This window comes from Polaromonas sp. JS666 (assembly GCF_000013865.1).
In the GTDB taxonomy this organism is placed as follows: domain Bacteria; phylum Pseudomonadota; class Gammaproteobacteria; order Burkholderiales; family Burkholderiaceae_C; genus Polaromonas.
This window is the reverse complement of the sequence record NC_007948.1, coordinates 1,750,159-1,776,931: the sequence shown is the minus strand read 5'-3', so window position 1 is coordinate 1,776,931 and position 26,773 is coordinate 1,750,159. Positions and strand designations below refer to the sequence as shown.

21 protein-coding genes are annotated in these 26,773 nt (G+C 62.7%); 16 read left to right on the top strand and 5 right to left on the bottom strand.

Translation table 11 applies throughout. The annotated features are described in order from the left end of the window. Nucleotides 1-32: 32 nt before the first annotated feature. Nucleotides 33-1,049 carry a Bug family tripartite tricarboxylate transporter substrate binding protein gene (locus BPRO_RS08575; protein ID WP_011482657.1) on the bottom strand — a complete coding sequence of 339 codons (1,017 nt, stop codon included), beginning with the start codon at nucleotides 1,047-1,049 and terminating at the stop codon, nucleotides 33-35. Between the two features lie 49 nt (nucleotides 1,050-1,098). Beyond that, a complete protein-coding gene (locus tag BPRO_RS08570; RefSeq protein ID WP_011482656.1) occupies nucleotides 1,099-2,505 on the bottom strand; it encodes a M20 family metallopeptidase in 1,407 nt (468 codons plus the stop codon). Between the two features lie 123 nt (nucleotides 2,506-2,628). On the opposite strand from BPRO_RS08570, the gene BPRO_RS08565 reads away from it, so the two are divergent. The 4 genes from BPRO_RS08565 (at nucleotide 2,629) to BPRO_RS08550 (ending at nucleotide 6,270) form a co-directional block, all read left to right on the top strand. Then, on the top strand, nucleotides 2,629-3,543 hold the full coding sequence (locus tag BPRO_RS08565) for a LysR family transcriptional regulator (RefSeq protein WP_011482655.1): 915 nt from the start codon (nucleotides 2,629-2,631) through the stop codon (nucleotides 3,541-3,543). A gap of 66 nt (nucleotides 3,544-3,609) precedes the next feature. Continuing rightward, nucleotides 3,610-4,338, top strand: coding sequence for a hypothetical protein (locus BPRO_RS08560; protein WP_011482654.1), 729 nt, complete (start codon nucleotides 3,610-3,612; stop codon nucleotides 4,336-4,338). 501 nt (nucleotides 4,339-4,839) lie between these two features. After that, nucleotides 4,840-5,817 carry a GMP reductase gene (locus BPRO_RS08555; RefSeq protein ID WP_011482653.1) on the top strand — a complete coding sequence of 326 codons (978 nt, stop codon included), beginning with the start codon at nucleotides 4,840-4,842 and terminating at the stop codon, nucleotides 5,815-5,817. Between the two features lie 63 nt (nucleotides 5,818-5,880). Next, nucleotides 5,881-6,270: a tautomerase family protein gene (locus BPRO_RS08550; protein ID WP_011482652.1), complete on the top strand. Its 390-nt coding sequence runs from the start codon at nucleotides 5,881-5,883 to the stop codon at nucleotides 6,268-6,270. A 166-nt stretch (nucleotides 6,271-6,436) separates the two neighbouring features. Here the strand turns inward: BPRO_RS08550 and BPRO_RS08545 are convergent, their stop codons facing one another. Next, nucleotides 6,437-7,294 (bottom strand): alpha/beta hydrolase, encoded by an 858-nt coding sequence (locus BPRO_RS08545; RefSeq protein WP_011482651.1) that lies wholly within the window; start codon nucleotides 7,292-7,294, stop codon nucleotides 6,437-6,439. A 138-nt stretch (nucleotides 7,295-7,432) separates the two neighbouring features. Between BPRO_RS08545 and BPRO_RS08540 the strand changes: the two genes are divergently transcribed. The 4 genes from BPRO_RS08540 (at nucleotide 7,433) to BPRO_RS08525 (ending at nucleotide 11,466) form a co-directional block, all read left to right on the top strand. Next, the gene (locus BPRO_RS08540; RefSeq protein WP_011482650.1) at nucleotides 7,433-8,125 is read left to right on the top strand and encodes a GntR family transcriptional regulator; all 693 of its coding nucleotides are present in this window, start codon (nucleotides 7,433-7,435) and stop codon (nucleotides 8,123-8,125) included. Between the two features lie 36 nt (nucleotides 8,126-8,161). Then, nucleotides 8,162-9,043: a phytanoyl-CoA dioxygenase family protein gene (locus BPRO_RS08535; protein ID WP_011482649.1), complete on the top strand. Its 882-nt coding sequence runs from the start codon at nucleotides 8,162-8,164 to the stop codon at nucleotides 9,041-9,043. 108 nt (nucleotides 9,044-9,151) lie between these two features. Continuing rightward, entirely contained in the window at nucleotides 9,152-10,510 is a 1,359-nt protein-coding gene (locus BPRO_RS08530) for an NAD(P)H-dependent oxidoreductase (RefSeq protein WP_011482648.1), read from the top strand. Between the two features lie 59 nt (nucleotides 10,511-10,569). Then, nucleotides 10,570-11,466, top strand: coding sequence for an NAD(P)-dependent oxidoreductase (locus tag BPRO_RS08525; protein ID WP_011482647.1), 897 nt, complete (start codon nucleotides 10,570-10,572; stop codon nucleotides 11,464-11,466). Nucleotides 11,467-11,532: 66 nt separating this feature from the next. Here BPRO_RS08525 and BPRO_RS08520 read toward each other — a convergent pair whose 3' ends face one another. Beyond that, nucleotides 11,533-12,204 carry a FadR/GntR family transcriptional regulator gene (locus BPRO_RS08520; protein WP_041388591.1) on the bottom strand — a complete coding sequence of 224 codons (672 nt, stop codon included), beginning with the start codon at nucleotides 12,202-12,204 and terminating at the stop codon, nucleotides 11,533-11,535. Nucleotides 12,205-12,488: 284 nt separating this feature from the next. On the opposite strand from BPRO_RS08520, the gene BPRO_RS08515 reads away from it, so the two are divergent. The 8 genes from BPRO_RS08515 to gmtX all read left to right on the top strand — a co-directional run bounded on the left by BPRO_RS08515 (nucleotide 12,489) and on the right by gmtX (nucleotide 24,073). Further along, the gene (locus BPRO_RS08515) at nucleotides 12,489-13,352 is read left to right on the top strand and encodes a fumarylacetoacetate hydrolase family protein (RefSeq protein ID WP_011482645.1); all 864 of its coding nucleotides are present in this window, start codon (nucleotides 12,489-12,491) and stop codon (nucleotides 13,350-13,352) included. A 60-nt stretch (nucleotides 13,353-13,412) separates the two neighbouring features. Beyond that, nucleotides 13,413-14,339: an alpha/beta fold hydrolase gene (locus BPRO_RS08510; RefSeq protein ID WP_011482644.1), complete on the top strand. Its 927-nt coding sequence runs from the start codon at nucleotides 13,413-13,415 to the stop codon at nucleotides 14,337-14,339. 4 nt (nucleotides 14,340-14,343) lie between these two features. Then, nucleotides 14,344-15,312 carry a Bug family tripartite tricarboxylate transporter substrate binding protein gene (locus tag BPRO_RS08505; RefSeq protein ID WP_011482643.1) on the top strand — a complete coding sequence of 323 codons (969 nt, stop codon included), beginning with the start codon at nucleotides 14,344-14,346 and terminating at the stop codon, nucleotides 15,310-15,312. A gap of 208 nt (nucleotides 15,313-15,520) precedes the next feature. After that, the gene (locus BPRO_RS08500; RefSeq protein ID WP_011482642.1) at nucleotides 15,521-15,946 is read left to right on the top strand and encodes a VPA1267 family protein; all 426 of its coding nucleotides are present in this window, start codon (nucleotides 15,521-15,523) and stop codon (nucleotides 15,944-15,946) included. Continuing rightward, on the top strand, nucleotides 15,943-18,135 hold the full coding sequence (locus BPRO_RS08495; protein ID WP_011482641.1) for an ATP-dependent DNA helicase: 2,193 nt from the start codon (nucleotides 15,943-15,945) through the stop codon (nucleotides 18,133-18,135). Before BPRO_RS08500 ends, BPRO_RS08495 begins: the two co-directional genes overlap by 4 nt. Further along, nucleotides 18,135-19,625 (top strand): gamma-mobile-trio recombinase GmtY, encoded by a 1,491-nt coding sequence (gene gmtY / locus BPRO_RS08490; protein WP_011482640.1) that lies wholly within the window; start codon nucleotides 18,135-18,137, stop codon nucleotides 19,623-19,625. Before BPRO_RS08495 ends, gmtY begins: the two co-directional genes overlap by 1 nt. 1 nt (nucleotide 19,626) lies before the next feature. Beyond that, nucleotides 19,627-22,575 (top strand): gamma-mobile-trio integrase GmtZ, encoded by a 2,949-nt coding sequence (locus tag BPRO_RS08485; RefSeq protein ID WP_011482639.1) that lies wholly within the window; start codon nucleotides 19,627-19,629, stop codon nucleotides 22,573-22,575. Further along, nucleotides 22,565-24,073, top strand: coding sequence for a gamma-mobile-trio protein GmtX (gene gmtX, locus BPRO_RS28495; protein ID WP_011482638.1), 1,509 nt, complete (start codon nucleotides 22,565-22,567; stop codon nucleotides 24,071-24,073). Before BPRO_RS08485 ends, gmtX begins: the two co-directional genes overlap by 11 nt. Before the next feature lie 515 nt (nucleotides 24,074-24,588). Here the strand turns inward: gmtX and BPRO_RS08470 are convergent. After that, on the bottom strand, nucleotides 24,589-26,463 hold the full coding sequence (locus BPRO_RS08470) for a DEAD/DEAH box helicase (protein WP_011482636.1): 1,875 nt from the start codon (nucleotides 26,461-26,463) through the stop codon (nucleotides 24,589-24,591). Nucleotides 26,464-26,773 lie beyond the last annotated feature (310 nt).

Below are 26,773 nucleotides of genomic sequence, written 5' to 3'. Positions count from 1 at the left end.
ACCCACACCCCCTCCCCGCACCCCGGGAATGGTTAATCCAGACTGATCTTGATCCGCTCCCCCAGTTCACGAAACCTGGCGATGTCGGTTTTCATGATTGCACGCAACGCGTCAGGGCCCAGGGCTACGGCTTCCAGCGACAACTGGGCGCATTTTTCCTTCACCTCCGGCATGGCCATGATTTCGCTGATTTCCCGCGTCAGCCGCTGGACCACCGCCACAGGCGTTCCTGCAGGTGCGGCGACGGCATAGAAACCATCAAAACTGGCCTGCGGCAGGCGCAGCTCCTCCATGCCCGGCGTTTCGGGCAAAAAGCTCGTGCGCTTGCCGCTGGTCACCGCCAGCACGCGCAGCTTGCCGGCCTTGATCTGCGCACTGGCGGCCGAGAGGGTTTCCACGCCCACATCAATATCACCGCGCATCAGGCCTATCAGGGCTTCGGCGCTGCCCTTGTAGGGCACGGCCTCCAGTTCGACACCGGCGGCGTGGGCCAGCAGCTCCGCGGAAAGATGGGGCGCAGTCCCGGGCCCATAGGTGGAGTAGGTCAGCGATTTGGGCTTGGCCCTGGCTTGCGCAATGACGTCAGACAGGCGCTGGTAGGGCTTGGACGGCGCCGTCACCAGCACCAGGGGCGCATTGACAACCAGCGCGATCGGGGTCAAATCCTTGAGCACGTCGAAGGGCAGCTTGCTGCGCAAGCCCGGCACGACGGTGAAGCTGCTGGTGCCTGAGACCAGCAGCGTGTGGCCGTCGGGGATGGACTTGACCACCGCATCCACACCGATGACGGTCGCCGCACCCGGTTTGTTCTCGATGATGACGGCTTGCCCCAGGCGTGGCCCCAGGCGCTCCGCAATCAGGCGAGCCACGGTGTCGGTTGCGCCGCCCGGCGGGAACGGCACGATCAGCTTGAGGGGCTTGCTGGGCCAGCTCTGGGCCAGGGCCAGCGGGCTCACCAGGCTGGTCACCAGAGCGGCCAGGGCAGTTATCAGCGTCGCGCGGCGTGATGTCGATGTCGATGTCGATGTCGATGTCGATGTCGATGTCATGCTGTTCTCTTTTCAGGTTAAAAAACTCAAGCGAGGGGCTCCGTGAGGCTCATTGAGCACGCGCACTGCGCTGCCAGGGCAGGCCCGGCTCGCCCAGATCCCAGTACAGTCCAGCCATGATGCGCAGGCCTTCGCTGGCGACGGACGCCAGCAGGTGTTCGTTGGGCGCGTGCTGGGCACAGGCCGGATAGGAATGCGGCACCCATAGCGTGGGCAGGCCCAGCACATCGGCAAACACGTCGTTGGGCAACGAGCCGGCCAGATTGGGCAACAGGGTGACGGGCTTGCCGCTGCTCATCGCCATGGACTGCATGGCCCAGCCGACCCAGGGGTTGTCCAGATCCAGGCGCGTGGCGGGCGAGTCGGCGGTAACGCTCACTTCCACGGCGTCAAAGCCGTGCGCGTCCAGATGGGCGCGCACGATGCTCTGCAACTGCTGCCACGGCGTACCCGGCACAAAGCGCAGCTGGCAGTGCGCCACCGCCTGAGGTGGAATCGCATTGACCGGACGCTCGGCCGAGCCAGCTCCCAGCGCCAGCACTTCCAGCGTGTTCCAGCCAACCAGGCGTTCAGCCGCCGTCAGGCCGGGCTCACCCCAGGCGGGATTGATCTGCGGATCGTCTGTGCCGCCGCCGACCTGCACGTCGCGCAGCGCGCGCCGGATGTTGTCCGCCAGTGCCGGTGGGCGCAAACCATCGACCTGGATACGCCCCCGTTCATCGACCATGGATGCGATGGCATGCGCCAGCACGATGCCGGGGTTGGTCAACACGCCACCCCAGTTGCCCGAGTGGTAGGCGCGCTCGCGGCTTTGCAGGCGCAGCGAGAAATTGACCAGCCCGCGTGAGCCCAGGAACAGGGTGGGCTGCTGCGCCTGCACGCGCGGCCCGTCGCAGGCGATCAGCAAATCGGCGCGCAGCAGCTCGCGTTCGCGCTCGCACAGCTCACGCAGGCCCGGACTGCCCGCCTCCTCGCCCATTTCCAGCAGCACCGTCACGTTGTAGCCCAGCCGGCCGCCACGCGCGCCCAGGGTGTGCTCCAGCGCCGCGAAGTTGATGGTGTGCTGGCCCTTGTTGTCTGCCGTGCCGCGGCCGTACCAGCGGTCGCCCTCCACGGTCAATTGCCACGGGCTCAGGCCTTCACGCCAGTGCTTGTCCTGGCCGTTGACCACGTCGCCATGCCCGTAGGTCAGCACGGTAGGCAGGTCCTGGCCCTCGACGCGGCGCGCCACCAGCAGCGGCCCACCGGTAGCCACCGGGTTGGCCTGCACCTCGCAGTCAAAGCCCAGCCGGATCAGGGATGGCACGATGTCATCGCGCAAGTAGTCGCCCAGGGCTGGGCCGGGCTGCCCGCCGTCGCTCTCGGTGCGCCAGGCCACGCGGCGGGCCAGGTCACGCTGGAAATGCCCGGCGTCAAACCAGGCGGAGGCAGATTCGAGTAATTGGTCGCGCGTCATGTTTTGGCATCCTTGGAGCATTGCCAAAAGTCTAATAAACTCAAAAAGCTTTCACAATTTGAGAATAAGCAACTCAGCCTTGCGTTGGCGGCAATGCACGCAAGCCACACGGGAAGCCATACGATGTCCTTGTCATTGCTGGGCACAGCCACCCGCTACTTTCTGGAGGTCGCCCGTACCGGCTCGGTGACCCAGGCGGCTGAGCAGCTGCATGTGGCGGTATCGGCCGTCAGCCGCCAGATCACCAAACTCGAAGGCAGCCTGGGCTGTGCCTTGTTCGAGCGCCAGGCCCGCGGCATGGCGCTCAGCGCTGCCGGGGAGCGGCTGGCCGCCTATGTGCGCACCACCATGCTCGATGCCGAACGCGTGGTCGACGAAGTCAAGGGGCTGGGCGGGCAACGCGCCAGCCGCATCCGCCTCGCCTGCACCGAAGGCCTGGCCTGCGGCTTCATGGCGGAGGTGATGTCTTCATTTCGCACAGCGCATCCCGGCTGCGGCATTCACCTGCAGGTGGGCACGCCCGACGAAGTGAGCCGGCACCTGCTGCGCGGCGAGGTGGACCTGGGGATCAAATTTTCCGTCGCCCCGGAAAAGGGCCTGAAGATCGAACACAACCAGAGCGCCCCCATCATGGTGCTGGCGGCACCCGGCCATGCGCTGGCCCGGCGACGCAGTGTGTCGGTGGCTGACATCGTGCGCCATCCGCTGGCCGTCCCCGAGGCCGGCACCACCGTGCGGCAGATGCTGGACCTGTGCTGCAGCCTCAAGGGCCTGCACTACCAGGTGGCCTACACCGGCAATTACCCCACCTTGCTGGCGCTGGTCATGCAGGGCGAGGTGCTGACGCTCTCGGCGCTGGTCAGCGCCGCGCACGCCGTTCGGGCAGGTGAGTTGGTGGCCGTGCCGGTGAGCGAGCCGCAATTTCGCCAGCGCAGCCTGCAAGTGCTGACACTGCAGGGGCAAACGCCCGGCACGCTGGCCAGCGACTTCAGGGATCACCTGATAGCGACTGCGCTCAGGCTTGGCCAGGCTGCTTAGAGGATGTAAGAGCCAGGCACCCCAAACGACATCTGGGAAAATGCCTGTGCTGCAGGAACCCCTGAAATGAAACACCTTGTTCTGTTAACCGCCTTGTTCAGTTGCACCGCGCCCGGCACCTGGGCCCAATCGTTCTGCGCCAGCGACGGCCAGCCGCGGCCCGCGCAGCTCATGGAGCGCTTCATCAACGCCGACTGCGACAGCTGCTGGACCGACCCGGCCACGCCCAAGGCGGGCGCCGGCCAGATCGCGCTGGATTGGGTGGTCCCGGGCAGCAAGGGTGACGACGCGCCGCTGTCTGCGGTGGCAACGCGCGATGCGCTGGCCCGTCTGGAGGCCTCGGGGCAGGCCGTTCCCGCCAAGGCCAGCAACCGTACCCATTCCGTCAACCGCCTCACAGGCAGCACACTGCGCGTGGCCCACGGCCTGCCGCTGGCCGACTATCTGGGTGCCTCGATAGAGCTCAAACCCATCCCGCCCGCCGCACGGGGCCAGCGCTGGACGGCTTGGCTGGCATTGGTTGAAACCCTGCCCGCCGGCACCGAAGGCTCGCCCACCGAGCGGAACCTCGTCAGAAACCTGCTCCAGGTCTCCTGGGATGGTCGAAAGCTGTCAAACACAGAGCAGAACCAGAACCGCTTTTTCGAAGCGCGCTCCATGGCCATTGCGCAGGGCGCCAATGCGGGCCGGCTGCGTGTGATTGGCTGGGTTGAGGATGAAAAAAACCGGGTGCGGGCTGCGGCCCAGTCGCGTTGCGAGGCAAGCCCCCAAACACCCAGCCAGGGCCCGAAATAGCGGCCCGAAATAGGAGCCCGGAATAGCGTCCCGGAATGGGACTGCCCATATAAAGGGTATACAGGTCGCGGCATCATCGCCAGACACCCGCACGCCTAGAATCACTTACCGGGCCCAAGCAATTGCGCCCGGTTTTTTGTTTCTGCGTTCCATGGGGACAATGCGAGCAAGGACCGGTCCAGTCCAAGTGCCTGGGGATGCTCTGCCTAACTCCCGCCATGCGCGTTCGAGTCCAAAACGGGATGATTTGTCCGCCAACACCGCGCGTCACGTGCCCGAAGGCACACGCAAGCGGTTTGGTGGGCAAAGCGCCCGTTTTGGGTCGAACCCGAAGGGGCGTGGTTTTGCGGGTGATCCGCCGCGTTGCAAAACCAGGCAAGGCGTCCAGCCTTGCCTTGGGTTTTGCGCCTTGCGGCTCATCCCGCAAAAGCCCCGCCGCGCGCGGCGCGAGTTAGACAGAGCATCCCTGGTTATCAACAGTCTTCAGGAGCTTGGGAAACTATGGAAATCTTCGATTACGAAAACGTGCTGCTGCTGCCGCGCAAATGCCGGGTGGAAAGCCGCTCGGAATGCAATGCCGGTGTGGCGCTGGGCGGGCGCACCTTCCGTATCCCGGTGGTGCCGGCCAACATGAAAACGGTGGTCGACGAAAACATCTGTGCCTGGATGGCCAAAAACGGCTACTTCTACGTGATGCACCGCTTTGACCTGGACAACCTGCAGTTCGTCAAAAACATGAAGGCCAAAGGCGTTTACGCGTCGATCTCGCTGGGCGTCAAAAAACCAGACTACGACACGGTGGACCAGTTTGTGGCCGAGGGTCTCGCCCCCGAATACATCACGATCGACATTGCCCATGGCCATGCCGACACCGTGCAGCGCATGATCGCCTACCTGAAACAGAAACTGCCTGCATCGTTCGTGATTGCCGGCAACGTGGCCACACCCGAAGCGGTGATTGACCTGGAAAACTGGGGCGCCGATGCGACCAAGGTGGGCATCGGCCCCGGCAAGGTCTGCATCACGAAAATGAAGACGGGCTTTGGCACCGGCGGCTGGCAGCTCTCGGCGCTCAAATGGTGCGCCCGGGTGGCGACCAAGCCCATCATTGCCGACGGCGGCATCCGCGAACACGGTGACATTGCCAAGTCCATCCGTTTTGGCGCGACCATGGTGATGATCGGCTCCCTGCTCGCCGGCCTGGAAGAAAGCCCCGGCAAGACCGTGGAGGTCGATGGCAAGCTCTTCAAGGAGTATTACGGCAGCGCCTCGGACTTCAACAAGGGCGAGTACAAGCACGTTGAAGGCAAACGCATCCTGGAACCCATCAAGGGCACGCTGGCGGACACCCTGCGCGAGATGGAAGAAGACATCCAGAGCTCCATCAGCTATGCCGGGGGCAAAAAACTGATGGACATCCGCAAGGCCAACTACGTGATCCTGGGCGGCGACAACGCAGGCGAGCACCTGCTGATGTGAGGCTTGGCCGATCCAGCCTGCCGCAGGAGTACAGTCATCGCCAAACCATGAAAGCGAGGATCCGTGCCCACTGCAGCCATTGAAATACGCCGAAAATATTCACGCGAAGAAGAAACGGCCCTCATCGATGCCGTGCAGGCCGCGATGATTGCGGCGCTTAAAGTCCCGCACTGCACCACGATGATTCGCCTTTTCGTCCACGAGCCGCACCGCTTTGTCGGGCCTCCGGACAAGGGCGACCAATACACCCTGGTCAGCATTGACTGCTTCATAGGGCGCTCCGTCGAGACCAAACGCGCGCTGTACCAGGCCATCGTGCAAAACCTGGGCCTGTGCGGCGTCCCCGCCGACCACATCAAGGTGGTGATGCGGGAAGCGCCACGCGAGAACTGGGCGATTCGCGGCGGCATCCCGGCGTCTGACGTCGCACTGGAGTACGACGTCAATATTTAGGGCCTGTTCACCCTAAAACGGGAGTCCTTCCCTTCGGGTTGGTCCCTCATGCGGCGTCTGCTTTGTCGGTCAGCTTGCAAATAGCTACGGCTATTTGCTGCGCCGCCCTTCGCGCACCCATCCACATGAGGCACCAATGCATCTCCCGTTTTAGGGTGAGCAGGCCCTAGGCCGTAGCCCGCAACAGCTCCAGGGCCAACTGGTTCAGCCGGTGGCCAGGCTGCACCAGGGCCTCGACGATGCTGAAGTGATTCAGCCCCAGCAAGGCTTCGCGCACCGACACCACCCGGGGCCCCCACGCCTGCTCGATCAGCGCGTTGTGACGCAGGAACTCTTCGCTCTCGTCGGCCCCGGCCACCGTGTAGAGCACGCCCTGTGCAGGCGGCGGCATCCACGCCGGGCTGACCTGCAGGACTTGCGCCGGGGTCAAGCGCAGCGCCTCCTGCAAGAACGGCGTATGCATGATGGATTCAAGCTCATAAAGGCCCGAAATCGATAGCGCATTTTTGACCAGGTCGGCCGGCAGGTCCCCGGCATGGACCGGCCACCGGCAGGCCAGCAGCATGGCGGCCAGATGGCCACCGGCCGAATGGCCCATCACGGTGATGCGCTTCGGGTCGCCGCCAAACCGCGCCACGTTGCGGTAAGTCCAGGCCAGCGCCCTGACCATCTGCAGCGTGATGTCGGGAATGGTCACGGCCGGGCACAGGTCGTAATTGGGAATCACCACACAGGCGCCCGCCTCCACGAAGGCAGGAGCGACAAAGGAGTGGTCGGCCTTGTCCAGCGACCGCCAGTAACCGCCGTGAATGAACACCACCACCGGCGCCCCGGGCTTCGCAGCCGGAAACACGTCCAGCTTTTCACCGCGGCCCTGGCCGTAGGGGATGTCCAGCGTGCAAGGCAGCGTGCTTCTGGCCTGCGCCGAAGCCTCGGCCCAGTGCGTGAAATGCGCCTCGTGCTCCGCCACGCGCGCCCGGTTGTTGTACATGCGGTCAAGCCACGCAGGGTCAGGTTGGTTCATGGATGCTCCTGAAGATCAAGTCGTCAAAACTGCTCAAACTGCCGCCATCTTGGCACAGTCGCACACGCCCCCGACCCCACGGGAAAACCCGGAGTAGCTTTTTTGCCATTTGGCGTATTCTGTATACAGAGTACAAAAATGACTTCCCATCTCATCAAAATCGAATCAACCCCCGACCTGGTGGACCAGGTCTACCGCAGCCTGCTGGACGCCATCAGCGACGGCTCCCTGGCGCCGGGTTCGCGCATCATGCAGGAAGATATTGCGGAGCGGCTGGCGGTGTCGCGCCAGCCGGTGCTGCAGGCCCTGCGGCTGCTGAAAAAAGATGGCTTTGTGCTGGACGCGCCCGGCCGCGGAGTGCTGGTGGCGCCGCTCGACGTGGCCTGGCTGGTGCAGATTTACCAGGTGCGCGGCGCCCTGGACGCGCTGGCCGCCCGGCTGGCTGCACGTGCCCGCAGCCCGCTGGACCCGCGCCTGATCAGCCAGGGTCGCGCTGCCGCACGCAGCAACAAGGTCAAGGCCATGATGGCGGCGGATGCGCAGTTTCATGCTGCGATTTATGCCGCATCCGGCAACCCGCTGATCGCCCAGAGCGCGCAGCTGCATTGGCACCACATCCGCCGCGCCATGGGCGCGGTGCTACAGGTGTCGACCATGCGCGAATCGATCTGGGATGAGCACGAGGCGATTGCCAACGCGATAGGTCGCGGCGATGAAGAGGCGGCCGAAACCCTGATCCGCCAACACGACGAGGACGCCAGCCGCAACCTGGCGAGCCTGCTGTCCAGCGCACTCAGCCAGCCCGCCCCTTCTGCGGCCCCTGCGCCCTGAGCCGCCACAAACACACCCACCCCAAGGAGACAAGCGATGAAACTGACCCCTGAACAACTCGCCCAATTTGACCGCGACGGTTACCTGTTTTTTCCTGGCCTGTTCACACCGGAAGAAACGCAAACGCTCAACGATGCCGTACCCGAGCTCTATAGCCGGCGCGAGGACTACAACGTGCGCGAAAAAGGCAAGGACGCGGTGCGCACCAACTTCGCCGCGCACATGTACAGCAAGCCGTTTGCCAAACTGGGCCGGCATCCGCGCATGATCGAGCCGGTGGAAGACCTGCTGGGTGAAAAACTCTACATGCACCAGTTCAAGATCAACGGCAAGATGGCCTTTGAAGGCGATGTCTGGCAGTGGCACCAGGACTACGGCACCTGGCTGAACGACGACATGATGCCGACCGAACGCGCGATGAATGTGGCGATCTTCCTGGACGATGTCACCGAGCACAACGGCCCGCTGATGTTCATTCCCGGCAGCCACAAAAAGGGCGTGGTGGACGCCAAACATGACCTCACCACCACCAGCTACCCGCTGTGGACGGTGGACAACGACCTGATTCGCCAGCTGGTGCAGCGCGCCGGTGGCAAACAGGGTGGCATTGTCAGCCCCAAAGGCCCAGCCGGCTCGATGATCCTGTTCCACTCCTGCCTGGTCCACGCCTCGGGGAGCAACCTGTCGCCCTTCAACCGCGTCAGCGTCTACCTGAGCCTGTGCGCCGTCAGCAACCACATTCGCCGCTACAAGCGCCCTGAATACATTGCGCACCGCGACTTCACACCGATCAGTTGCCTGCCGGATGACTGCCTGCTGAAAGACTACCCGGTGGACCTGCCGTGGAAAGACGGTGTGCCGGCGAGCGCACTACAGACCTCGATGGATGAAATCGCACCTGAACGCAAAGCGGCCTGAGCCAAGTGGCATGTCATGCCGGACTTGATCCGGCATCCATGACCCGTTAACCACTTTAATTTCGATCCACCATGGATTGCGGGTCAAGCCCGCAATGACAGGACCCCAATGAACCTCTACACCAAACTCCAGCAACGCGCCGCCGACAACCAACCCGTGCGCATCGGCCTGATAGGCGCCGGCAAATTCGGTTCCATGTACCTGGCGCAGATTCCCAGAACCCCCGGCGTGCACCTCGTCGCCATTGCCGACCTGTCGCCCGACGCGGCCCGCACCAACCTCACCCGCGTCGGCTGGAAGCCCGAAATGAGCCAGGCGGAATCGGCGCAAACGGCGATCAAGACAGGAGCGACCTGGATCACCGACGACTGGCAGGCGGTGGTCACGCATCCGCAGATCGACATCATCGTGGAATGCACAGGCAACCCGGTGGCGGCCGTCGAGCACTGCCTGCAGGCCTTTGCGCATGGCAAGCATGTGGTCAACGTGACGGTGGAAGCCGACGCCTTTTGCGGCCCGCTGCTGGCGCGCAAGGCGGCCGAAGCGGGTGTGGTGTACTCGCTGGCCTTCGGTGACCAGCCGGCGCTGATCTGCGACCTGGTGGACTGGGCCCGCACCTGCGGGTTTCCGGTGGTGGCGGCAGGCCGCGGCCATAAATGGCTGCCGCATTTTTGCGAATCCACGCCCGATACGGTGTGGGGCAACTACGGCCTCACGCCCGAGCAGGCCCTGCGTGGCGGACTGAACCCGAAAATGTTCAACAGCTTCCTCGATGGCTCCAAACCGTCCATCGAATGCACTGCCGTGGCCAACGCCACCGGCCTCACCGTGCCCAGCAACGGCCTGCTCTACCCGCCCGCCAGCGTGGAAGACATTCCCTTTGTGACGCGACCTATTCAAGAGGGCGGCGTGCTGGAACGCAAGGGCATGGTCGAAGTCATCTCCTCGCTGGAAGCCAATGGCCGCAAGATTCCCTACGACATCCGCATGGGAGTCTGGGTCACGGTCGAGGCCGAAACCGACTACATCAAGAACTGCTTTGAAGAGTACAACGCGCATACCGATCCCAGCGGCCGCTATTTCACGCTGTACAAGCGCTGGCACCTGATCGGGCTGGAGGTCGGCGTGTCGGTGGCCAGCGTGGCGCTGCGCGGCGAACCGACCGGCGTGGCGACCTGCTGGAACGCCGACGTGGTGGCCACCGCCAAGCGCGACCTCAAACCCGGCGACATGCTGGACGGCGAAGGCGGCTATACCGTCTGGGGCAAGCTGCTGCCGGCCGAAACCTCCCTGCAGATGGGCGGCCTGCCCCTGGGCCTGGCGCACCAGGTCAAGGTGGTGCGGGCGGTCAAGAAGGGCCAGAGCCTGAGCTGGGCCGATGTGGCCATGGACACCTCGACGCCCGCCTACAAGGTGCGCCATGAAATGGAAACCATGTTCTCGCCGGCCATCAAGAAAGCTGCCTGACAGCCTTCTTGCGCTGCGTGCCGGATGATGGGTACATCTGCCATTAACCAGGAACCCGAATGACCGTTGAAAGCGACCCGTACGCAAGAAAAATCACCTTTTTGGGCACAGGCAGCATGGGCCTGCCCATGGCCCGACGCCTGTGCGAGGCCGGGTATGCACTGCAGGTGTGGAACCGCACGCCAGCCAGGGCCGCCTCGCTGGCGGCGCTGGGCGCGACCATTCACGAGCAGGCCCGCGCAGCGGCCAGGGATGCCGACATCGTGGTCAGCATGCTGGAAAACGGCGCCGTGGTGCAAGACGTGCTGTTCGCGCAAGGCGTTGCTGCAGCGATGAAACCAGGGTCGCTCTTCCTCGACATGGCATCCATCACGCCCCGTGAAGCACGTGACCACGCCGCGCGGCTGGGCGCCTTGGGCATCGCCCACCTGGATACGCCGGTCTCTGGCGGCACCGTCGGCGCCGAGCAGGGCACGCTGGTCATCATGGCGGGCGGCAAGCCGGCCGACTTCGAGCGCTCCCTGCCCTTGCTCAAGGTATTCGGCCGCGCCACGCACGTGGGCCCGCACGGCAGCGGGCAGCTCACCAAACTGGCCAACCAGATGATTGTCGGCATCACGATAGGCGCGGTGGCCGAAGCCTTGCTGTTCGCCACCAAGGGCGGCGCCGACATGGCCAAGGTCAAGGAAGCCATCACCGGCGGTTTTGCCGACAGCCGCGTGTTGCAGTTGCACGGCCAGCGCATGGTGGAGCGGGACTTCGCGCCACGCGCGCGCTTGTCGATACAGCTCAAGGACATGCGCAATGCGCTGGCGACCGCGCAGGAAATCGGCTTTGATGCACCCATCACCGGGCTCTTCGAGCAGCTCTACGCCGAGGGTGTGGAACACGGCCTGACAGACCTCGACCAGTCGGGACTCTTTGTGGAACTGGCCAGCCGCAATGGCATGAGCTGAGTTCAAGCCCGCGAAGGCCTTCCGCTACCGTCTCCGATGCCGGGACGGCCGGGGAGGCAGGCCGGCTCAGTAGCCCAGCATGTTGCTGCGTACATGCGCCAGGTGGGCGGCGCACAGCGCCTTGGCCCGCACCGCGTCGCGCTCCTTCAGCGCGGCCACCAGGGCGCGGTGCTCCTGCTGGTACTCCAGCCGTCGCGCGGGCGTGGCACTGCGGCGCTTGAGCATGCCCCATTCGGCTTCGGAGCGGGCCTGGCCCATGAGACGAAAAACGCCCGCAATCAAAGCATTGTGGGCCGCATCCGCAATCACCTCATGCAGCAGGCTGTCCCAGCGCTCGAAATCTTCCAGCGTGGTGGCGAGTTCAGCCTTGCTGCAGCACTCTTCCATGCGTGCAAAGTCGGCGGAATTGGCGTTGCCGATCACCATGTCGATGATGGCTGGCTCCAGCACCAGACGCGCACTCATCAACTCGGCCGGGCTGGTCGAGGTGACCGTACCGGAATCAGGCAGACTGCCCAGCGCCTCGGCAATGCGCTCGCTCACATAAGTGCCGCTGCCCACGGTCTGGGTAATCAGCCCGCGCTCTTTCAGGCCTGCGAGCACACGCCGTACGGTGGACCGGCTCAGGCCGCTCTCGGCGCTGAAGTCGCGTTCGGTCGGAATCCGGTGACCCGCGCGCCATTTCCGCGACTTCAGGTTGTCGAGGATGGTTTCTTCCAAAGCTGCCGCGCTGTCCATAAATCTCATCCGAAAAGTGTGGGGTGAAGCCGCCGACATGATACCAATTTGCCAGAGGCGGTCCCAAAATCGACACAATTGGGCCTAATTGGTTTTAACGATCAACAGATTTCTCACTCTACATTTACGGGGTTTTCCCGGTATTTTGAATTTCCTTGCGCATTTTGGTTGACTATTGGTGTGATTTGGTTGAAATTGCGCAGGCTGGCGATGCGCGCTGAAACGCGATCGAGGCCGCCCCGCCGAGCCAGCCAATCCCAACAGTTATCGTCAAGGAGATCCTTTTGCGCATCGCGACTTATCAATGGAATGGACAGCGGCACGTCGGCGTCGTGTCTGAAGACGGCCGGTCCCTCACACCCGTGAACCTGGCGCCGGGTCAGGCTGACACTGGCGCGCTGGCGGTCATCGCTTTGGGCGACCCGAAGAAGCTGCCTTTGCGCAGCGAGTCCGTATCGCTGCATGACGTGAAGCTGGAAGCCCCCATTCCGCTGCCACGCCGCAATATCTTTTGCGTGGGGCGCAACTACCATGCCCATGCCAAAGAGCTGTCGGCGTCGGTGTTCAAGGACAACAGCGCCAATCCGGCATCGTGGCCCATCGTGTTCACCAAGGTGCCCGAATGCGTGGTCGGTCCCACGGACGACGTGATGCTGCCAACGGGTGTCTCCGAAGAGATCGACTACGAATCCGAGCTCGCCATCGTGATCGGCACAGGCGGGCGCAACATCTCGCGCGCCGCGGCGATGCAGCATGTATTTGGCTACACCATCATCAACGACGTGACGGCCCGCGATGTCCAGATGCGGCACCAGCAATGGGACCTGGGCAAGTCCTTCGATACCTTTTGCCCCATGGGGCCGTGGATCGTCACGGCTGACGAGCTTGACGGCAGCCGCACGCGCGTGCGCGGCTGGGTCAATGGCGAGCTGCGCCAGGACGCGCAGACGACCGACCTGATCTTTGATATTCCGGCGCTGATCGAAACCTGTTCGCGCGGCATCACGCTCTACCCCGGCGACGTGATCGCCACGGGTACGGCAGCCGGTGTCGGCATGGGCATGAAGCCACCGCAATACCTGAAAGCGGGTGACGTCGTGCGCATCGAGATTGACGGCATCGGCGCGATTGAAAACCGTTTTGTGTGAGCCCATCCGGGCATGAATCAAAAAAAGACGCCCTGCGGGGTGCCGTAACAGGAGACATTGATGAGTGATGTGAAGTGGACGGGCGGTGTGGAACACTGGACCCACAAGAAGACGCCCGAGGGCGATATCAAGCTGTTTCTCTGGGAGAAAAAAGCCTCGCCCAAGGTGCCGCATGCGGGCACTATTTTCTTTGTGCACGGCTCGTCAATGGCCTCGCAACCGACCTTTGACCTGCACGTGCCTGGCCGGCCCTGGTCGTCGGCAATGGACTGGTTTTCGGACCAGGGCTTTAACACCTGGACCATGGACAACGAGGGCTATGGCCGCTCGGACAAGCACCGCAACATCAACTTCGACATCAGCAACGGCGCCGACGATCTCGCCGCCGGCACCGAATACGCCATGAAGGTCTCCGGCGCTACGTCGCTGCTGATGTACGGCATTTCATCGGGTGCGCTCAAGGCAGGCCTGTTCACCGAACGGCATCCGGAGCGCATCGCCAAAGTCGCACTCGATGCGTTTGTGTGGACCGGCGAAGGCAGTCACACGCTGGAGCAACGCAGGAAAAAACTGCCGGAGTTCCTGGCCAGGAACCGGCGCCCGATTGACCGCCCTTTCGTCCACAGCATCTTTCAGCGCGACCATCCGGACACGGTGGAGCAGACAGTGGTCGAGGCATTTGCCGATGCCATCCTGACGCTGGACGACTCCATGCCCACCGGAACCTACGTGGACATGTGTTCCAGACTGCCGCTGCTGGACCCAAAGAAGCTGACCGTGCCCACCATCATCCTGCGCGGTGAGTACGACGGCATCGCCGGCATGGACGACCTGATCGACTACTTCAAGCTCTTGCCCAACATGAACAAGCAGTTCAGCGTGATGCGCGGCATATCGCACGCGAGCTTCCAGCAGAAGAACTACATGATGGTCTACCAGATCCTGCACAGCTTTTTCACCATGCCAGAGCCGGCATACAAGGGGTAAGACCATGAAAGCCATTGCCAGATCATTGTTGCTGGGCTCGCTGCTCGCGGTGTCCCTGTCTGCCGCATGGGCCCAGACCTATCCGACCAAACCGGTCAAGCTGATTGTTCCGTTTGCACCCGGCGGCTTCACCGACGTGGTCGCCCGCATCCTCGGATTGCGGCTCTCGACCGCCATGGGGCAGCAGTTCGTGATTGAAAACAAGGCGGGAGCGGGCTCCATCATCGGCACCGACTTCGTGGCCAAGGCAGCGCCCGATGGCTACACGCTGGTGATGGTGTCGACCACGCATGTGATCAGCCCGTGGATCTACAAAAACATGCCTTACGACCCGATCAAGAGTTTTACGGTGGTCTCCAAACTGGTCGACTCGCCGTATGTGCTGCTGGTCAACCCGAAGGTGCCGGCCCGCAATGTGCAGGAATTCATTGCGCTGGCCAAGGCTGCGCCCGACACCATTCACTATGCGTCCTCAGGCAACGGCAGTTCGCAGCACCTGATGGGCGGACTCTTTGTGTCGATGACGGGTGCCAGGCTCAAGCATGTGCCATACAAAGGCAGCGGCGGTGCGGCCACCGACCTGGTGGCGGGGGTGGTGGAAAGCAGCTTTGCGGGTGTGCCCAATGCCCTGGCCCAGGTACCGCAGGGCCGCCTCAAGGCGCTCGCCGTGACCACGGCCAAACGCATTCCGCAACTACCTGATGTTCCCACCCTGCAGGAGGCGGGTGTGCCGGGTTATGAAGCGTCAGTGTGGCTGGCACTGCTTGCGCCGGCCGGCACGCCGCGTGACATCGTTACCCGGCTCAACACGGAGATTGGCAAGCTGATGAGTTCACCAGAGACCCGCAAGGCCCTGTACGACGCTGGCGTGGAAGTGGCCCACTCCACCCCAGAGGCGATGTCGGAGTACATGGTGCAGGAGATGGACCGCTGGGGCAAAGTGGTCAAGGAAACCGGCATCAAGCTGGAATAAGGTCGCTTCAATCAGGTCGGTTCAGCCGCCTGATTCGCTCCGGCCCATGAAAAAGGCCGCTGCAAACCTTGCGTTATATGGTGTAGCTAGTCGTTACTATTAGCACCCCAAAATGCCACTCTCGATCCAGAGAGTGGCATTTTTTTGTCTTGTAAGCTATTAGCTATGGTGTATTATTTGAACTAATTGTAAGTCCCTTACTAATCCCATGAACGGCCAACAACGATCCGAGCAAAACCTCGCCACCTTCCGCTCATGGGTGGCCAGCAAAACCGACGATGATTTCCGCGAGATGGTGGCGCGGGGACAGCTGTCGCGCCAGGAAATTGCCCGCGAGTGCGGATTCGCCAAATCGGCGCTGCTCCAGAACCCGCGCGTCAAGGATGCCCTCAAAACGCTGGAGACGCAATTGCGTGAGCGCAAGGTCCTGCCGCCTGTGGCGGAAACAGGCGAGAGCGACGCGGCAGCTCAGGCAACACCCAACCCACGAGTCGCAGCCGACAAAGCGCGTCTCAAGCGCCTCGAATCAGAAAACGCCTCCCTGCGCGCCGAACTCACCCAGGTGCGGGCGGACCTGGATCGCTACCGGTTGATGGATAGCGTGCTGTGCAGCACCGGACGCCTGCCGCGATGAATGTGCCAAGTGTCACCGTGCGTATCAGTGCCGTGCGCAGCCAGAACCCGTGTGGGCGGGGTGGCGCGATCTTCACGGGCATCGAGGTGGACGACAAAGGCTGGCGCGTCGATGCCAAAACCCACTACGTCATCAAAGCCTCCAGCCAATTGCTTCAGGCCCCGGTCGAATGCGGGCAACTGTGGCGCATTGCCGGCACACCCGAGGCCAACACCATAGTCGTCAATGGCTACCGGCTCACCGAAGCCACCATCACGGCCGAATCCATGGAAATGCTGCGCCCCTCGGGCGAGCACATCATTACGCTGCTTGGTCAGGGCGAAGCCTTCGAGGGCATCGGCGAAGTCAAGGCAAGGCGCTTGTGGGAACACTTTGGCGATGCCTTGTACGACCTGCTCGACCGGTCGGACGTCGACCGACTCGCAGAGGTACTGCCCAGGCCGATGGCGCAAAAGCTCGCGGATGCATGGCAGCAGTGGGGCAACACCTTTACCCTGCAATGGCTGCAGTCCAAGGGGTTTGCCGTAGCGCTCGGGCGCAAGGTACTGGACTTCTTCGGCAAGGACGCCGCCCGCAAGATCGAGGACGACCCCTATCGCCTGCTGAGCTTTGCCGCCAACTGGGCCACCGTGGATGCCCTGGCGCAAGACACCTTCGGCCTCAGTCCCACCGACCCGCGACGTCTCGCGGGCTCGGTCGAGGAAGCGCTGTACGCCGCGTTTGACGCCGGCCACACCTGCATCCCCGAGCTTGAGCTTGCGCGTCGCCTGCGCGTCTTGTTGCAGCGAAGCGATGTGCTGGGGTCGGCACTGGCGCAAGCCGAATCAGCGGGGCGGTTCATCCGCCATGGCGAGCGACTGCACGCGCCGGGCCCCTTTGTGATGGAGCAGGGCGTGGCCCAAGCCATCGCCCGCCGCGCCGCCAATCCAGACCCCTTGCTCGACGCCGACTCACTGGCGGAACTCATCGCCGACTATCAGGCACAAGCCGGCATCAGCTTGCATCAAAAGCAGGTCGAGGCGCTGGAACTGGCGAATGCCAACCCGTTCTGCGTCATTACCGGGGGCGCCGGCACCGGCAAGACCACCGTGTTGCGCGGCTTGTTTCGCGTCTTTGAGGCGGCTGGCCACACGATCTACCCCATGGCGCTCTCCGGGCGTGCCGCCAAGCGCATTGGCGAGGCCACCGGCCATGGCGCCCAAACCATCGCCGGTTTCCTCAAGCACTTCAATGCAGATGATGCGCCTTCGAACGCGGTGGTGGTGATCGATGAGGCCTCGATGGTGGATTTGCCGTCCGCTTATCGGGTGATCCGGCATCTGCCGCTCCACTACCGTGTGGTATTGGTCGGTGACCCGAACCAACTGCCACCGGTTGGGCCAGGCTTGCTGCTGCATGAACTGGCGCATCAACCCCAAGTTCCCGTCGTGGAACTCTCGCAGGTCAAGCGCTATGGCGGGGCGATTGCCGAGGCCGCCGCCCTGATCCGCGACGGCGAGTGGCCCGATTTGCCCGCCGACGCTCTCGCCGACATTGCCTTCCTGGCATGTCCACCGGATCAGATCAACGAAGTCGTGCTGCGTCTGTACGACCAGGATCGCAGTGCCAGTCAGATTCTGTGCGCCACGCGCAATGCCGCAGCCGGTGGCATGAATGCCATCAACGCGCTGTGCCAGCGCCACACCAACGCCCACGGTGAAGGGCTGATGCACTGGAACCTGGAATTCGACCAGCCGCAAGGCACTGGTATACGCGTGGGCGATCCTGTCATCTGTCTGCGCAATGACTGGGAGATCGATTTGCAGAACGGCTCACTCGGCGTCGTGCTGTCCGTGGAGCCACCCGTGCCGGACATTGCGCCGGAGCGCCGCCTTGGGCGCATCCTGTGGGATGACGGACGCACGCGTGACCTGACCCCTGAGTTGCTGGCGCATCTGGAACTGGCCTACGCCATCACCATTCACAAGGCGCAGGGCAGCGGCTTTCAGCGGGTCATCATTCCTGTGCGCCAGAGCAAGCTGCTGGATCGCACGCTGCTGTACACCGCCGTGACGCGGGCAGAGCAACAGGTGATTCTGGTCGGCGACGTGGAAGCGGCCAAAACAGCCATACGAGCGCCGCGCCATTCGGATCGCCGGCATGTCGCGTTGGGCGCGTTGCTGCGTGAGCAGTTCGAGAGGATGGTCTGATGCAGCACACCACGATTCGCGGCAAGGTGCATCGCGACAACAGCGGCGTGGTCACGGAAATCCCCATCATCCTGACCGAGCACGGCCCCTTGCAGCCGCTGGTCGACTACCTGTTGGCGCATGTGCAGGTGCGCAGCCATGCGTGGATGCTCAAGGTTACGCAAGCGGTCGGCCTCCTGATCGACTACATGGCTGCCAACCATGACTGTTTCGACGATCCCAAGGACTTGTTCGAAACCTTTACGCAGCGTCTCTACACGGGCACCGTGGGCGACGACGGCAACGATCCCAGCGGGCTCTACTGGCAGGGACGCAACCCGGCGGTCGTGCGGCCCTTGGTGCAGGGCATCTCGGGGTTCTCGGACTGGATGGCACAAACCCAGGGCAGCAAGCCGCTCAACCCGTGGCGCCAGGCCACGCGCAGCGAAGAAATGCTGGCCTGGGCGGCGTGGCATCAGAAGCGCGACCGCGCCTTTCTGGCGCACAGCTGGGATCGGGAAACCGCGTCGCTCGCCATGACCCGCGCCCGCAACGTCCTGCTCAAGCGCACGCCTGTGATTGACCATGAACCGGTCAAGAAGTTTCCCGAGGATCGCATCCACGATCTGCTGTTCAAGGGCTTCATTGTGCCGGGCAAACAGAAAAGCCCGCGTCTGGAAGAACGGCTGAACCTGCGCGACATCCTGATCACCATGCTGATGCACTACGGCGGGCTGCGCATGTCCGAGCCCTTTCATCTCTATGTGCGGGACGTGGTGTCCGAATCCAGGCGTCCAGCCGACCCCATCCGTCCGGATCGGGCCTTGGTGCACATCTACCACCCGAGTCTGGGTACCGCCCCGCCCGATTGGCTGGATGCCAGGGGCAAGCCCATCAAGTGCAACCGTCTGGCCTACTTGAACGGCAAGTACGCGATGCGGCCACGCGACGAATACGCCAGCAGCGACCAGTGGCACGCCGGCTGGAAAGGCAATGCGCTCGACTCCAAAGGACACTTCATGTATGTCAATTGGTATCCACCATGGGCGGGGGAGTTGTTCTGGAAGCTATGGTTTCTGTACATGGCGCAGCGGGCGCAACTGGAATGTGACCATCCCTTTGCCTTCGTGACCAGGGAGGGCAAACCCTATGCCATCGACTCGTTCGAGCGTCAGCATCGGCGCGCCGTGGAGCGCATTGGGCTGCAAGCTGCCAAAGCCCTGGGCACCTCGCCGCACGGGCATCGCCATGCCTACGGCCAGGCGCTGGCCGATGCCAAGATTGACCCGATCTACCGCAAGAAGGCGCTGCACCACAAGTCGCTTGAATCGCAGGTGGTCTATACCGAGCCGGATCGGGCCAGGCTCGTGCGCGCACTGGAGGCCGCCGCCGAGCGCGAGAAGGCCGGCACGGTACTGCCGCCACCCGACCTGCTGCGCTATGGCTTCAAGGACGTCGACCCGCTGGGACTGATGAGCGGTCCGAACCCGAAATTGTTGAGGAAAAACTGAGATGGCCAAAAAAATTAAGGGAACCGATCAAAGCTTCGACCCCGGGTTCCGCTTCCTGCTGGCCCTCGATCCGGCCTTCGAGGACTGGCGGGTGCTGGCCGCCGAGTGGTATGCGCAGCAGAAAGGCTCAAGCCACAAGGCCGTTGCGCTCAGCGCCTTCTTCGTGCGCTGCCTTCACGCGCAGTCCCTGGACAAGCGCCCCGCGACCCTGTTCGACGCCGGCACCCGCCAGCCCGACCTGTGGGCAACACTGGAACTGGACAGGCAAAGCGAAGAGCGAGGAAAAAAACAGCACGACATCATCAGCGACTTCCTCGACTGGGTGCTGCGCACGACACTGGCGCAGCCCGATGCCGCTGGTCATCGGGTGGTGCCAGCCCAACTGAGAAATCCGTTTCCGCGTATTCAGAACAAACATACCGGCAAGGGCTCGGACATCACGTTCGCGCATGTGCTGGCCCTTGATCCGCGCCTGCTGCATTGGCAGGAACTCGCGGCCGAGTGGCTGGGCGTACAAAAGTCGGCCGTGTCCGTACGCCGCATAGCCCTCGACAAGTTTCTGGTGCAGTACATCCTGGCTTGCGATCTGCCGCGCCATCCCATGGTGTTTCTGACCCGCACCACACCCAAACCGAGCCTCAGCGAAGTGCTGCTCAAGGCCAAAGCCAAAGGGGCCGTCGGCTCGCTAAGCGCTGAGGACGTCAAAGTCCATAAATATGTCGCCGACTTCATCGATTGGGTGCTCCTCGAAAAGCTCTCCATCGAGGACGATCTCGGTCACCGGATCGTGCCGCACGAACTGCACAATCCCGTGGCGCGACTGTCCAGGTCTGGAATCGCCGCGCCCACGGAAACCACCAAATCCTCGCTCTCGATCCGCTACATCAAGGAGCTGCGCACGATGCTGGCCGAGGGCCTGCATTTCCGAGACTGGGTCTGGGCGCAGCAGTCGATGGAGGGCGGCAGCAATGGCGGGGACTGGTTCATGGTGGCCCCCCAAGCCATTAACCCCGACGACCCGGACTGCGTGTGGCGCGAGCGCGATACGACCGAGCACGAGCAAAAAACACATGACCTCCCGCCCCGTGTGACCGAACTCTGGTCGCCGGTACGCGCCGTGGCGCTCTACGTGAAGCTGGAGCTGCCGCTGCGCACGTTTCAGGTCCGCATGCTGGACTCCGGTGAAGCCGATACCTGGCGCTACCTGCATGGAACGCAAGGCGGCAGCTTCGTGCTGAACGATTCGCCGCTCGCCACCGGCAGCGCCAGGCGTCCCTACCAGCGCGGCGTGTTTCACCGCAACGCCAGCGAATCCGGCGCGGGCCTGTTCATCAACACCAACAAGACCGCCGACATTACCAAGCCGGAGAACGCCAAAGGCTACATCATTCCCTGGGCCCACGAGACCGTGCTGTACTGGCTGGACAAGCTGCGCCAGTGGCAGGAGCGCTACAACCCGATCAGGGCGCCCATGGCGTGGCGCGATCTGGAGTCCAAGCACTTCGGCTTCACCCCGCCCCACCCCGAGGTGCTGGAAGCGCGCGGCACCGCATGCTTCCTGTTTCGCGATGCGGCGGCAGAGGGGCGCGACCGGCAAAAGCCTCTGACAAGGACCGCGCTCGACCGCCCCTGGTATTTGCTCCTCGCCCGCCTCGAACAGCGCTGCGCAGAGAACGACGAGACGCTGGACGACGGCACGCCCATCCAGTTTGTGGATCATGACAGTAAAACAATGACGTATTACCCTCCGCATGCGCTGCGGGTGTCTCTGATCAGCTATCTGGTGCTGGACCTGCAGTTGCCTATTGCCGTGGTGTCCAAGCTGATCGCCGGACACGCCCGCATCATCATGACGCTCTACTACACCAAGTTCGGGCACGCCTATATGAAGGAGGTGCTGGATGCGGCCGAGCGCAACGTGTTGGCGGCGGATGAAGCCAGCCATCGGCGCTTCCTGATGGATGCGACGATGGAGCAGGTCAGCCAGCGCTTTGCCAGCGTGAGCGTCGATGCCGTGCGCGCCGCCATCGGGCAGAAGTCGGCAGCCGCCTTTGTCTTCGAGGACAAGGGCATCTGCCCGGTCGGTGGCGCAATGTGCGATGTGGGCGGGGAGTGCATCAAAGAGCGGTTGACTGAACAAATCTACGCTCCCGTCTCCGGCTACCCGCAGCAGCGCAACTGCGTGCGTTGCCGTTTCTTCCTGACCGGTCCCGCCTTCCTGCCGGGCCTGCAGGCGCACTTCAACGCCATCAGCTACGAGGCGCACGAACGCTCCGAGCGCCATAACGAGCTGCATGAAGAAGTCACCCTGATGGAAAACCGGCGTGCCGACTGCGAACGTGATGGACAGCTGTTCACCGAAACCCGCGAGCTGGAACGGCTCTCACAGCGCTACGAAGCCGAAGCGGAGGCGATGGGCATGCTGGTCAACGACATGCAGGCAACCCACTACCTGATCGCCCGCTCGCTGGAGATCATGAAGGACGCGAACAAGGACGGGGTGCAGTTGGTGGCGGTCGGTGAAATGAGCGACATTAAAGTGGCCTTCACCGAGACCCCTTCGGAACTGCACCAGATCGAAGTCCTCTGCGAAAATGCCGTGATCTACCCCGAGATTGATGCCCGAAAACCGGTTCTCAGGCGCAGTCAATTGCTCGACTGCATGCTCGAATTCAACAAGATGCCACCGGTCTTCTTCCGCCTGAACCCCAGGCAGCAACTGGCGGCAGGCAACGCCGTCATGCAACTCATTCAGGCGCGCACCGGCTCACTCAAGGGCGCACTGGAGTACGTCGAAGGCCTGCGGCGGCTGCGCGATCTGGGCATTGTCGACGAGACCTGGGACGTGCTTGCCGAGAATGTCGCCGGGACACCCGCCCGTGAAATCCTTGATGCGGCACGTGCCAAACGTATGTTGCCCGCCCCCCGTGGAGACAGCGATGCATCCTGATGAACTGCTGGAACAACTCAAGGCCAGCGCGACGCCGCGCAAGGCCAGGAATCTCGACATCATTCATGCCGTGTGCCGGGAGCAGCACGAGCGCGGCAGTAGCGACTTCTCGGTGGCGACGATCTCAAGGATCGCCCAGGAGCGCGGGGGTCCGGTCAAATCGACCATCCACAACAAGACCGGCGATGACTTCAAGGGCTTGATTCAGGCGTGGGCCGGCCATACGGGTGGCGCGACCCGCAAGGTGCGCAAGGTCAGCGAGAACCCTGTCTATGCCGTCCTCGACAAGATTCCCGATCCAGCGGTTCGCGGCGTCATGGGCGCGGTGTTGGCCGAGAACAAGAAGCTGCGGGGCGAAGTAAATCTGCTCAAGGCGAACACCGAAGTGGTGATTGACCAGAGAACGGTGGCTGCAAGCCAGCCCAAGGATACGATCCAGATCCTGCCGGCTTCCACCGGCCTCACCGACTCTGAAAAGGAGGCGCTACGGTATGCCATCAGCGAGAAACTGATGCAGGATGAGGGCTGGACACAGGACGATCACGGGCGAGTTCTGAACCCCAGAGGGCGTGCGATCTACAAAGTTGGGTACGTGACAGCGATTCGGAAGATTGTTGGTACCCACGTGATGCCTGCTGATGACAGCTCGATGTGCACGGCTTTATCTACCTCTACCACTCGCGTGCAATCTGGTCGCGCAAGCATCGCGGTGGAGCACGTAGGTAGTGGACAAGCCATTGTGTTTCTCCACGCCGCAATCGCTGATCGCCGGATGTGGCGTCATCAAGTTTCTGTTCTTGGAGGGCGCTATAAAACTATTGCCTACGACCGGAGGGGATGCGGGGAAACACACGCTGTTGATGCGGCTTATAGCAACACGGGCGATTTGAAGGCTGTGCTCGATCACCTCGTGCCAAAGGGGGAGAAAGCGATTCTTGTCGGGTGCTCGCAGGGTGGTGGCATCGCTATTGACGCCGCTCTTGAGATGCCAGACCGTATATCGGCGCTCCTGCTCATCTCTCCCTCAGTCAGCGGCGCACCTGCACCCGAGACCGATGAGGTCACTCACCAAGTCCTGAAACAGATTGAGGCGGCGAGCAAATCCGGGGAAAAAGATGCGGTGAACCAACTGAAAGCCAAGCTGTTCCTGGACGGACCATATACGAAACATCCACGGGTGCAAGGTGTCGCCCGCTTTCAGTTTCTCGAAATGCACCGCATCATTCTTGATTCACAAGGCATCAGCAAGATGCTGCCTCCATGCTCAGCCTGGGATCAACTGCGGAAGATTCAGATCCCCATCCGAATTCTGTGCGGGGATCTTGATGTCCCATACATTCAGGAGCGCAGTCGTTGGATCGCGGAATCGGTCGAGGACGGACGATGCGAAGCGCTCCCGGGAATGGCGCATTTACCAAGCATCGAAAACCCCGAGTTCACGACAGGCTGTCTGGAGAAGCTGTTGTCGGAAGTTGCGCCTGTGCGGACGGCCATTTAACCCTAGCAACTGACAGGCCGGCTACGTCAGGACGATTGCTGCTGACGCGCCCGGATAAAAGTCATAACCAGCGTCCGCACCTAGGTGTCCAGCCCCGGCATTTGATGGATCGGATTGATGATGAATCGATCGGGCTGTGAAGTCCAGCAAGAACAGATGAGGGACTAGGCGCTTGATCAGATCGATCGGACTGCTTGCGCAGTCCGCGTCAGGCTGGCTGATCAAGGCGTACTGGATTGCCTGCTCAGGAAGGACTGGAATACGCGCCACCTTCGGTGCCCCTCGTGTAGAGGAGGCGGCGCACAGCGCCGGGAGTTAGTGAACTTGGGGTTGGGGGCAGTGCCCCGAGACTCTTAAAAAAAGCCGCAGATTTCTCGGCGGCTTTTAGTTGGCTTACTATTAGGAAAACCCCGAAATCACTCACTCACGCGCTATTAGTACAGCTTTTACACGGTATAGCTTGCGGTTCGCAGCGGCCTTTCTTTGTTCAGGCGCTGTAAAGGCTGATCAACCGCTCAGTCACGAGCCGGTTTGGCAAACTTACCCGCCTTCTTGGCGGCATCGCGTGGCACAAACACCTTGCCCGCAGGCTTGGCGAACGCGGGTTTGCGGTTCGCAAAGTCAGCGCGTGGCGCAAAGCCTTCATTGCGGGCGCCAAAGTTGCGGTCATCGCGCGGCGTGAAGCCAGCGCTGTTGTTACCAAAGCCGCGGTCGTCCTGACGGCGTGGGCCGCGATCATTGAAACTGGTGCGGTCGGCATACCCGTTGCCCTGCGGCGCAGGACGCGCCGGGAAGGAGCCGCCGCGGTCATCGCGGTTGCCGCCAAACCCACCACCCGAACCACCGCCAAAGCCGCCGGACGGCTTGCGGCCTGCGTAGCCACCACCGCCGCCGCCGCCAAAGCTGCGACCACCGCGATCACCACCGAAATTGCCGCGCGGACGCTCGGACGTCGGTGCAAAACGCTGCTGCGGCTCCAGACCGGCAATCACGCTGGGCTTGAGGTTTTGCTGCATGTAGTGCTCTATGTCCTGGATCTTGCGGCGATCACGGAACTCGGCAATGGTGATCGCCTGACCTTCGCGGCCGGCACGGCCGGTACGGCCAATGCGGTGCACATAGTCTTCGGCTTTCATCGGCAGGCCGTAGTTGATCACGTGGGTGATGGTGGGCACGTCCAGGCCGCGGGCGGCCACATCGGTGGCAACCAGAACCTGCACCCGGCCATCGCGGAAAGCCATCAGGCGGCGATTGCGCAGACCCTGGCCCAGGGCACCATGCAGTGCCACGGCGCTGAAGCCCTCTTGCACCAGGTCATTGGCCAGGCCATCACATTCCACCTGGGTGCAGGCAAACACGATGGACTGGTTCATGGTGGTGTCGCGAAGGTGATGATCCAGCAGCTTGCGCTTGTGCGTCATGTTGTCGGCCCACAGCAGTGACTGCGTGATGGACGTGTGCTTTTCGTGCGGCGAATCGATCTCGACGCGCTGCGGCGTGCGCATGACGCGCGTGGCCAGCTGCATGATGCGCGGCGCAAACGTGGCGCTGAACATCATGGTCTGCTTGCGCTCAATGGTGAGCTGGTTGACCTCGGTCAGGTCATCGGCAAAGCCGAGGTCCAGCATGCGGTCGGCTTCGTCGACCACCAGGAACTGCACCTGGTCGAGCTTGATCTGCATGCTGCGCTGCAGGTCCAGCAGGCGGCCTGGCGTGGCCACCACCAGGTTGGCGTTTTGCAGCTTGGCAATCTGCAGCTGGTAAGGAATGCCACCCACCACGTTGGCGATGCGCAGGCCGCGGCAATGGCGAACCAGGTCAATGGCGTCGGCGCAGACTTGCTGGGCCAGTTCGCGCGTTGGGCACAAAATCAGCGCGCCGGGGGTGGCGGCCTTGAAGTTGCGGGCATTGGTCGGATCTTTGCGCTTGGGCTTTTTCGGAGGGGCTTCGCCCTTGGCGATGGCTTCCGCGCTCAGGCGTTCAAATTCAGCGCGTTCCTGGCGCTCGGCTTCTTCCTGCTGCATCAGCAGAGTGTGCAGCACGGGCAGCAGGAAGGCGGCGGTCTTGCCGCTGCCGGTCTGGCTGGAAACCAGCAGGTCGGTGAATTTGGCTTTCGGGTCGGCGCCGTCAGCGTCCAGGCCTTGCATGGCCTTGGGGATGGTGGCGAGTTGCACAGCGGTCGGCTGGGTAAAACCCATGTCGGCCACGGCCTGCAGCAGTTCCTTGGCCAGGCCCAGCTTCACGAAACCGTTGGGTTGGGGTGCAACGGCGTCCAGCGAAGTAGCCACGGCAGCGGCGGGAGCATCGGAAAAGTCCGGAACGCCCAGGATGTCGGTATCGGTGTTTGCTTCAGGCAAAAAGTCGCCGCGAGCCTCAAAAGAGTCAGTCATGTTTATTCTCAATCATCACCTGTGCGCAACGCCTTGTTGGCGAAGGACAGGAAACTTCACCCCCCGCGATGCGAGAGGATTCGTTCATGGTTAATAAAACACCAACCATCAAACGAATATGCGGTTCAGGCGAATCAGCCTGAAGCGGTGACTCTGTCGGTAGAGTCCAAAAGTGTGAGGTAGATGTACAAATGCAGCGCACCCTGTGCAACTGCAAGCCTTTGATTATAGCCTGGTTTACGGGTTTCTACCAGTCCCCTGCCTCAACCAAGGCCATTACGGCTTTCCACGGGAGGCGCTCGCCAGGCTG

Excerpts from the sequence above, each read along its gene's own strand:
- gmtX (WP_011482638.1), top strand. The coding sequence starts at position 22,565 with ATGCATCCTGATGAACTGCTGGAACAACTCAAGGCCAGCGCGACGCCG.
- gmtY (WP_011482640.1), top strand. The coding sequence starts at position 18,135 with ATGCAGCACACCACGATTCGCGGCAAGGTGCATCGCGACAACAGCGGC.
- BPRO_RS08525 (WP_011482647.1), top strand. The coding sequence starts at position 10,570 with ATGACCGTTGAAAGCGACCCGTACGCAAGAAAAATCACCTTTTTGGGC.
- BPRO_RS08530 (WP_011482648.1), top strand. The coding sequence starts at position 9,152 with ATGAACCTCTACACCAAACTCCAGCAACGCGCCGCCGACAACCAACCC.
- BPRO_RS08540 (WP_011482650.1), top strand. The coding sequence starts at position 7,433 with ATGACTTCCCATCTCATCAAAATCGAATCAACCCCCGACCTGGTGGAC.
- BPRO_RS08500 (WP_011482642.1), top strand. The coding sequence starts at position 15,521 with ATGAACGGCCAACAACGATCCGAGCAAAACCTCGCCACCTTCCGCTCA.
- BPRO_RS08555 (WP_011482653.1), top strand. The coding sequence starts at position 4,840 with ATGGAAATCTTCGATTACGAAAACGTGCTGCTGCTGCCGCGCAAATGC.
- BPRO_RS08510 (WP_011482644.1), top strand. The coding sequence starts at position 13,413 with ATGAGTGATGTGAAGTGGACGGGCGGTGTGGAACACTGGACCCACAAG.
- BPRO_RS08505 (WP_011482643.1), top strand. The coding sequence starts at position 14,344 with ATGAAAGCCATTGCCAGATCATTGTTGCTGGGCTCGCTGCTCGCGGTG.
- BPRO_RS08485 (WP_011482639.1), top strand. The coding sequence starts at position 19,627 with ATGGCCAAAAAAATTAAGGGAACCGATCAAAGCTTCGACCCCGGGTTC.
- BPRO_RS08560 (WP_011482654.1), top strand. The coding sequence starts at position 3,610 with ATGAAACACCTTGTTCTGTTAACCGCCTTGTTCAGTTGCACCGCGCCC.
- BPRO_RS08470 (WP_011482636.1), bottom strand. The coding sequence starts at position 26,463 with ATGACTGACTCTTTTGAGGCTCGCGGCGACTTTTTGCCTGAAGCAAAC.
- BPRO_RS08520 (WP_041388591.1), bottom strand. The coding sequence starts at position 12,204 with ATGGACAGCGCGGCAGCTTTGGAAGAAACCATCCTCGACAACCTGAAG.
- BPRO_RS08565 (WP_011482655.1), top strand. The coding sequence starts at position 2,629 with ATGTCCTTGTCATTGCTGGGCACAGCCACCCGCTACTTTCTGGAGGTC.
- BPRO_RS08545 (WP_011482651.1), bottom strand. The coding sequence starts at position 7,294 with ATGAACCAACCTGACCCTGCGTGGCTTGACCGCATGTACAACAACCGG.
- BPRO_RS08495 (WP_011482641.1), top strand. The coding sequence starts at position 15,943 with ATGAATGTGCCAAGTGTCACCGTGCGTATCAGTGCCGTGCGCAGCCAG.
- BPRO_RS08535 (WP_011482649.1), top strand. The coding sequence starts at position 8,162 with ATGAAACTGACCCCTGAACAACTCGCCCAATTTGACCGCGACGGTTAC.
- BPRO_RS08570 (WP_011482656.1), bottom strand. The coding sequence starts at position 2,505 with ATGACGCGCGACCAATTACTCGAATCTGCCTCCGCCTGGTTTGACGCC.
- BPRO_RS08575 (WP_011482657.1), bottom strand. The coding sequence starts at position 1,049 with ATGACATCGACATCGACATCGACATCGACATCGACATCGACATCACGC.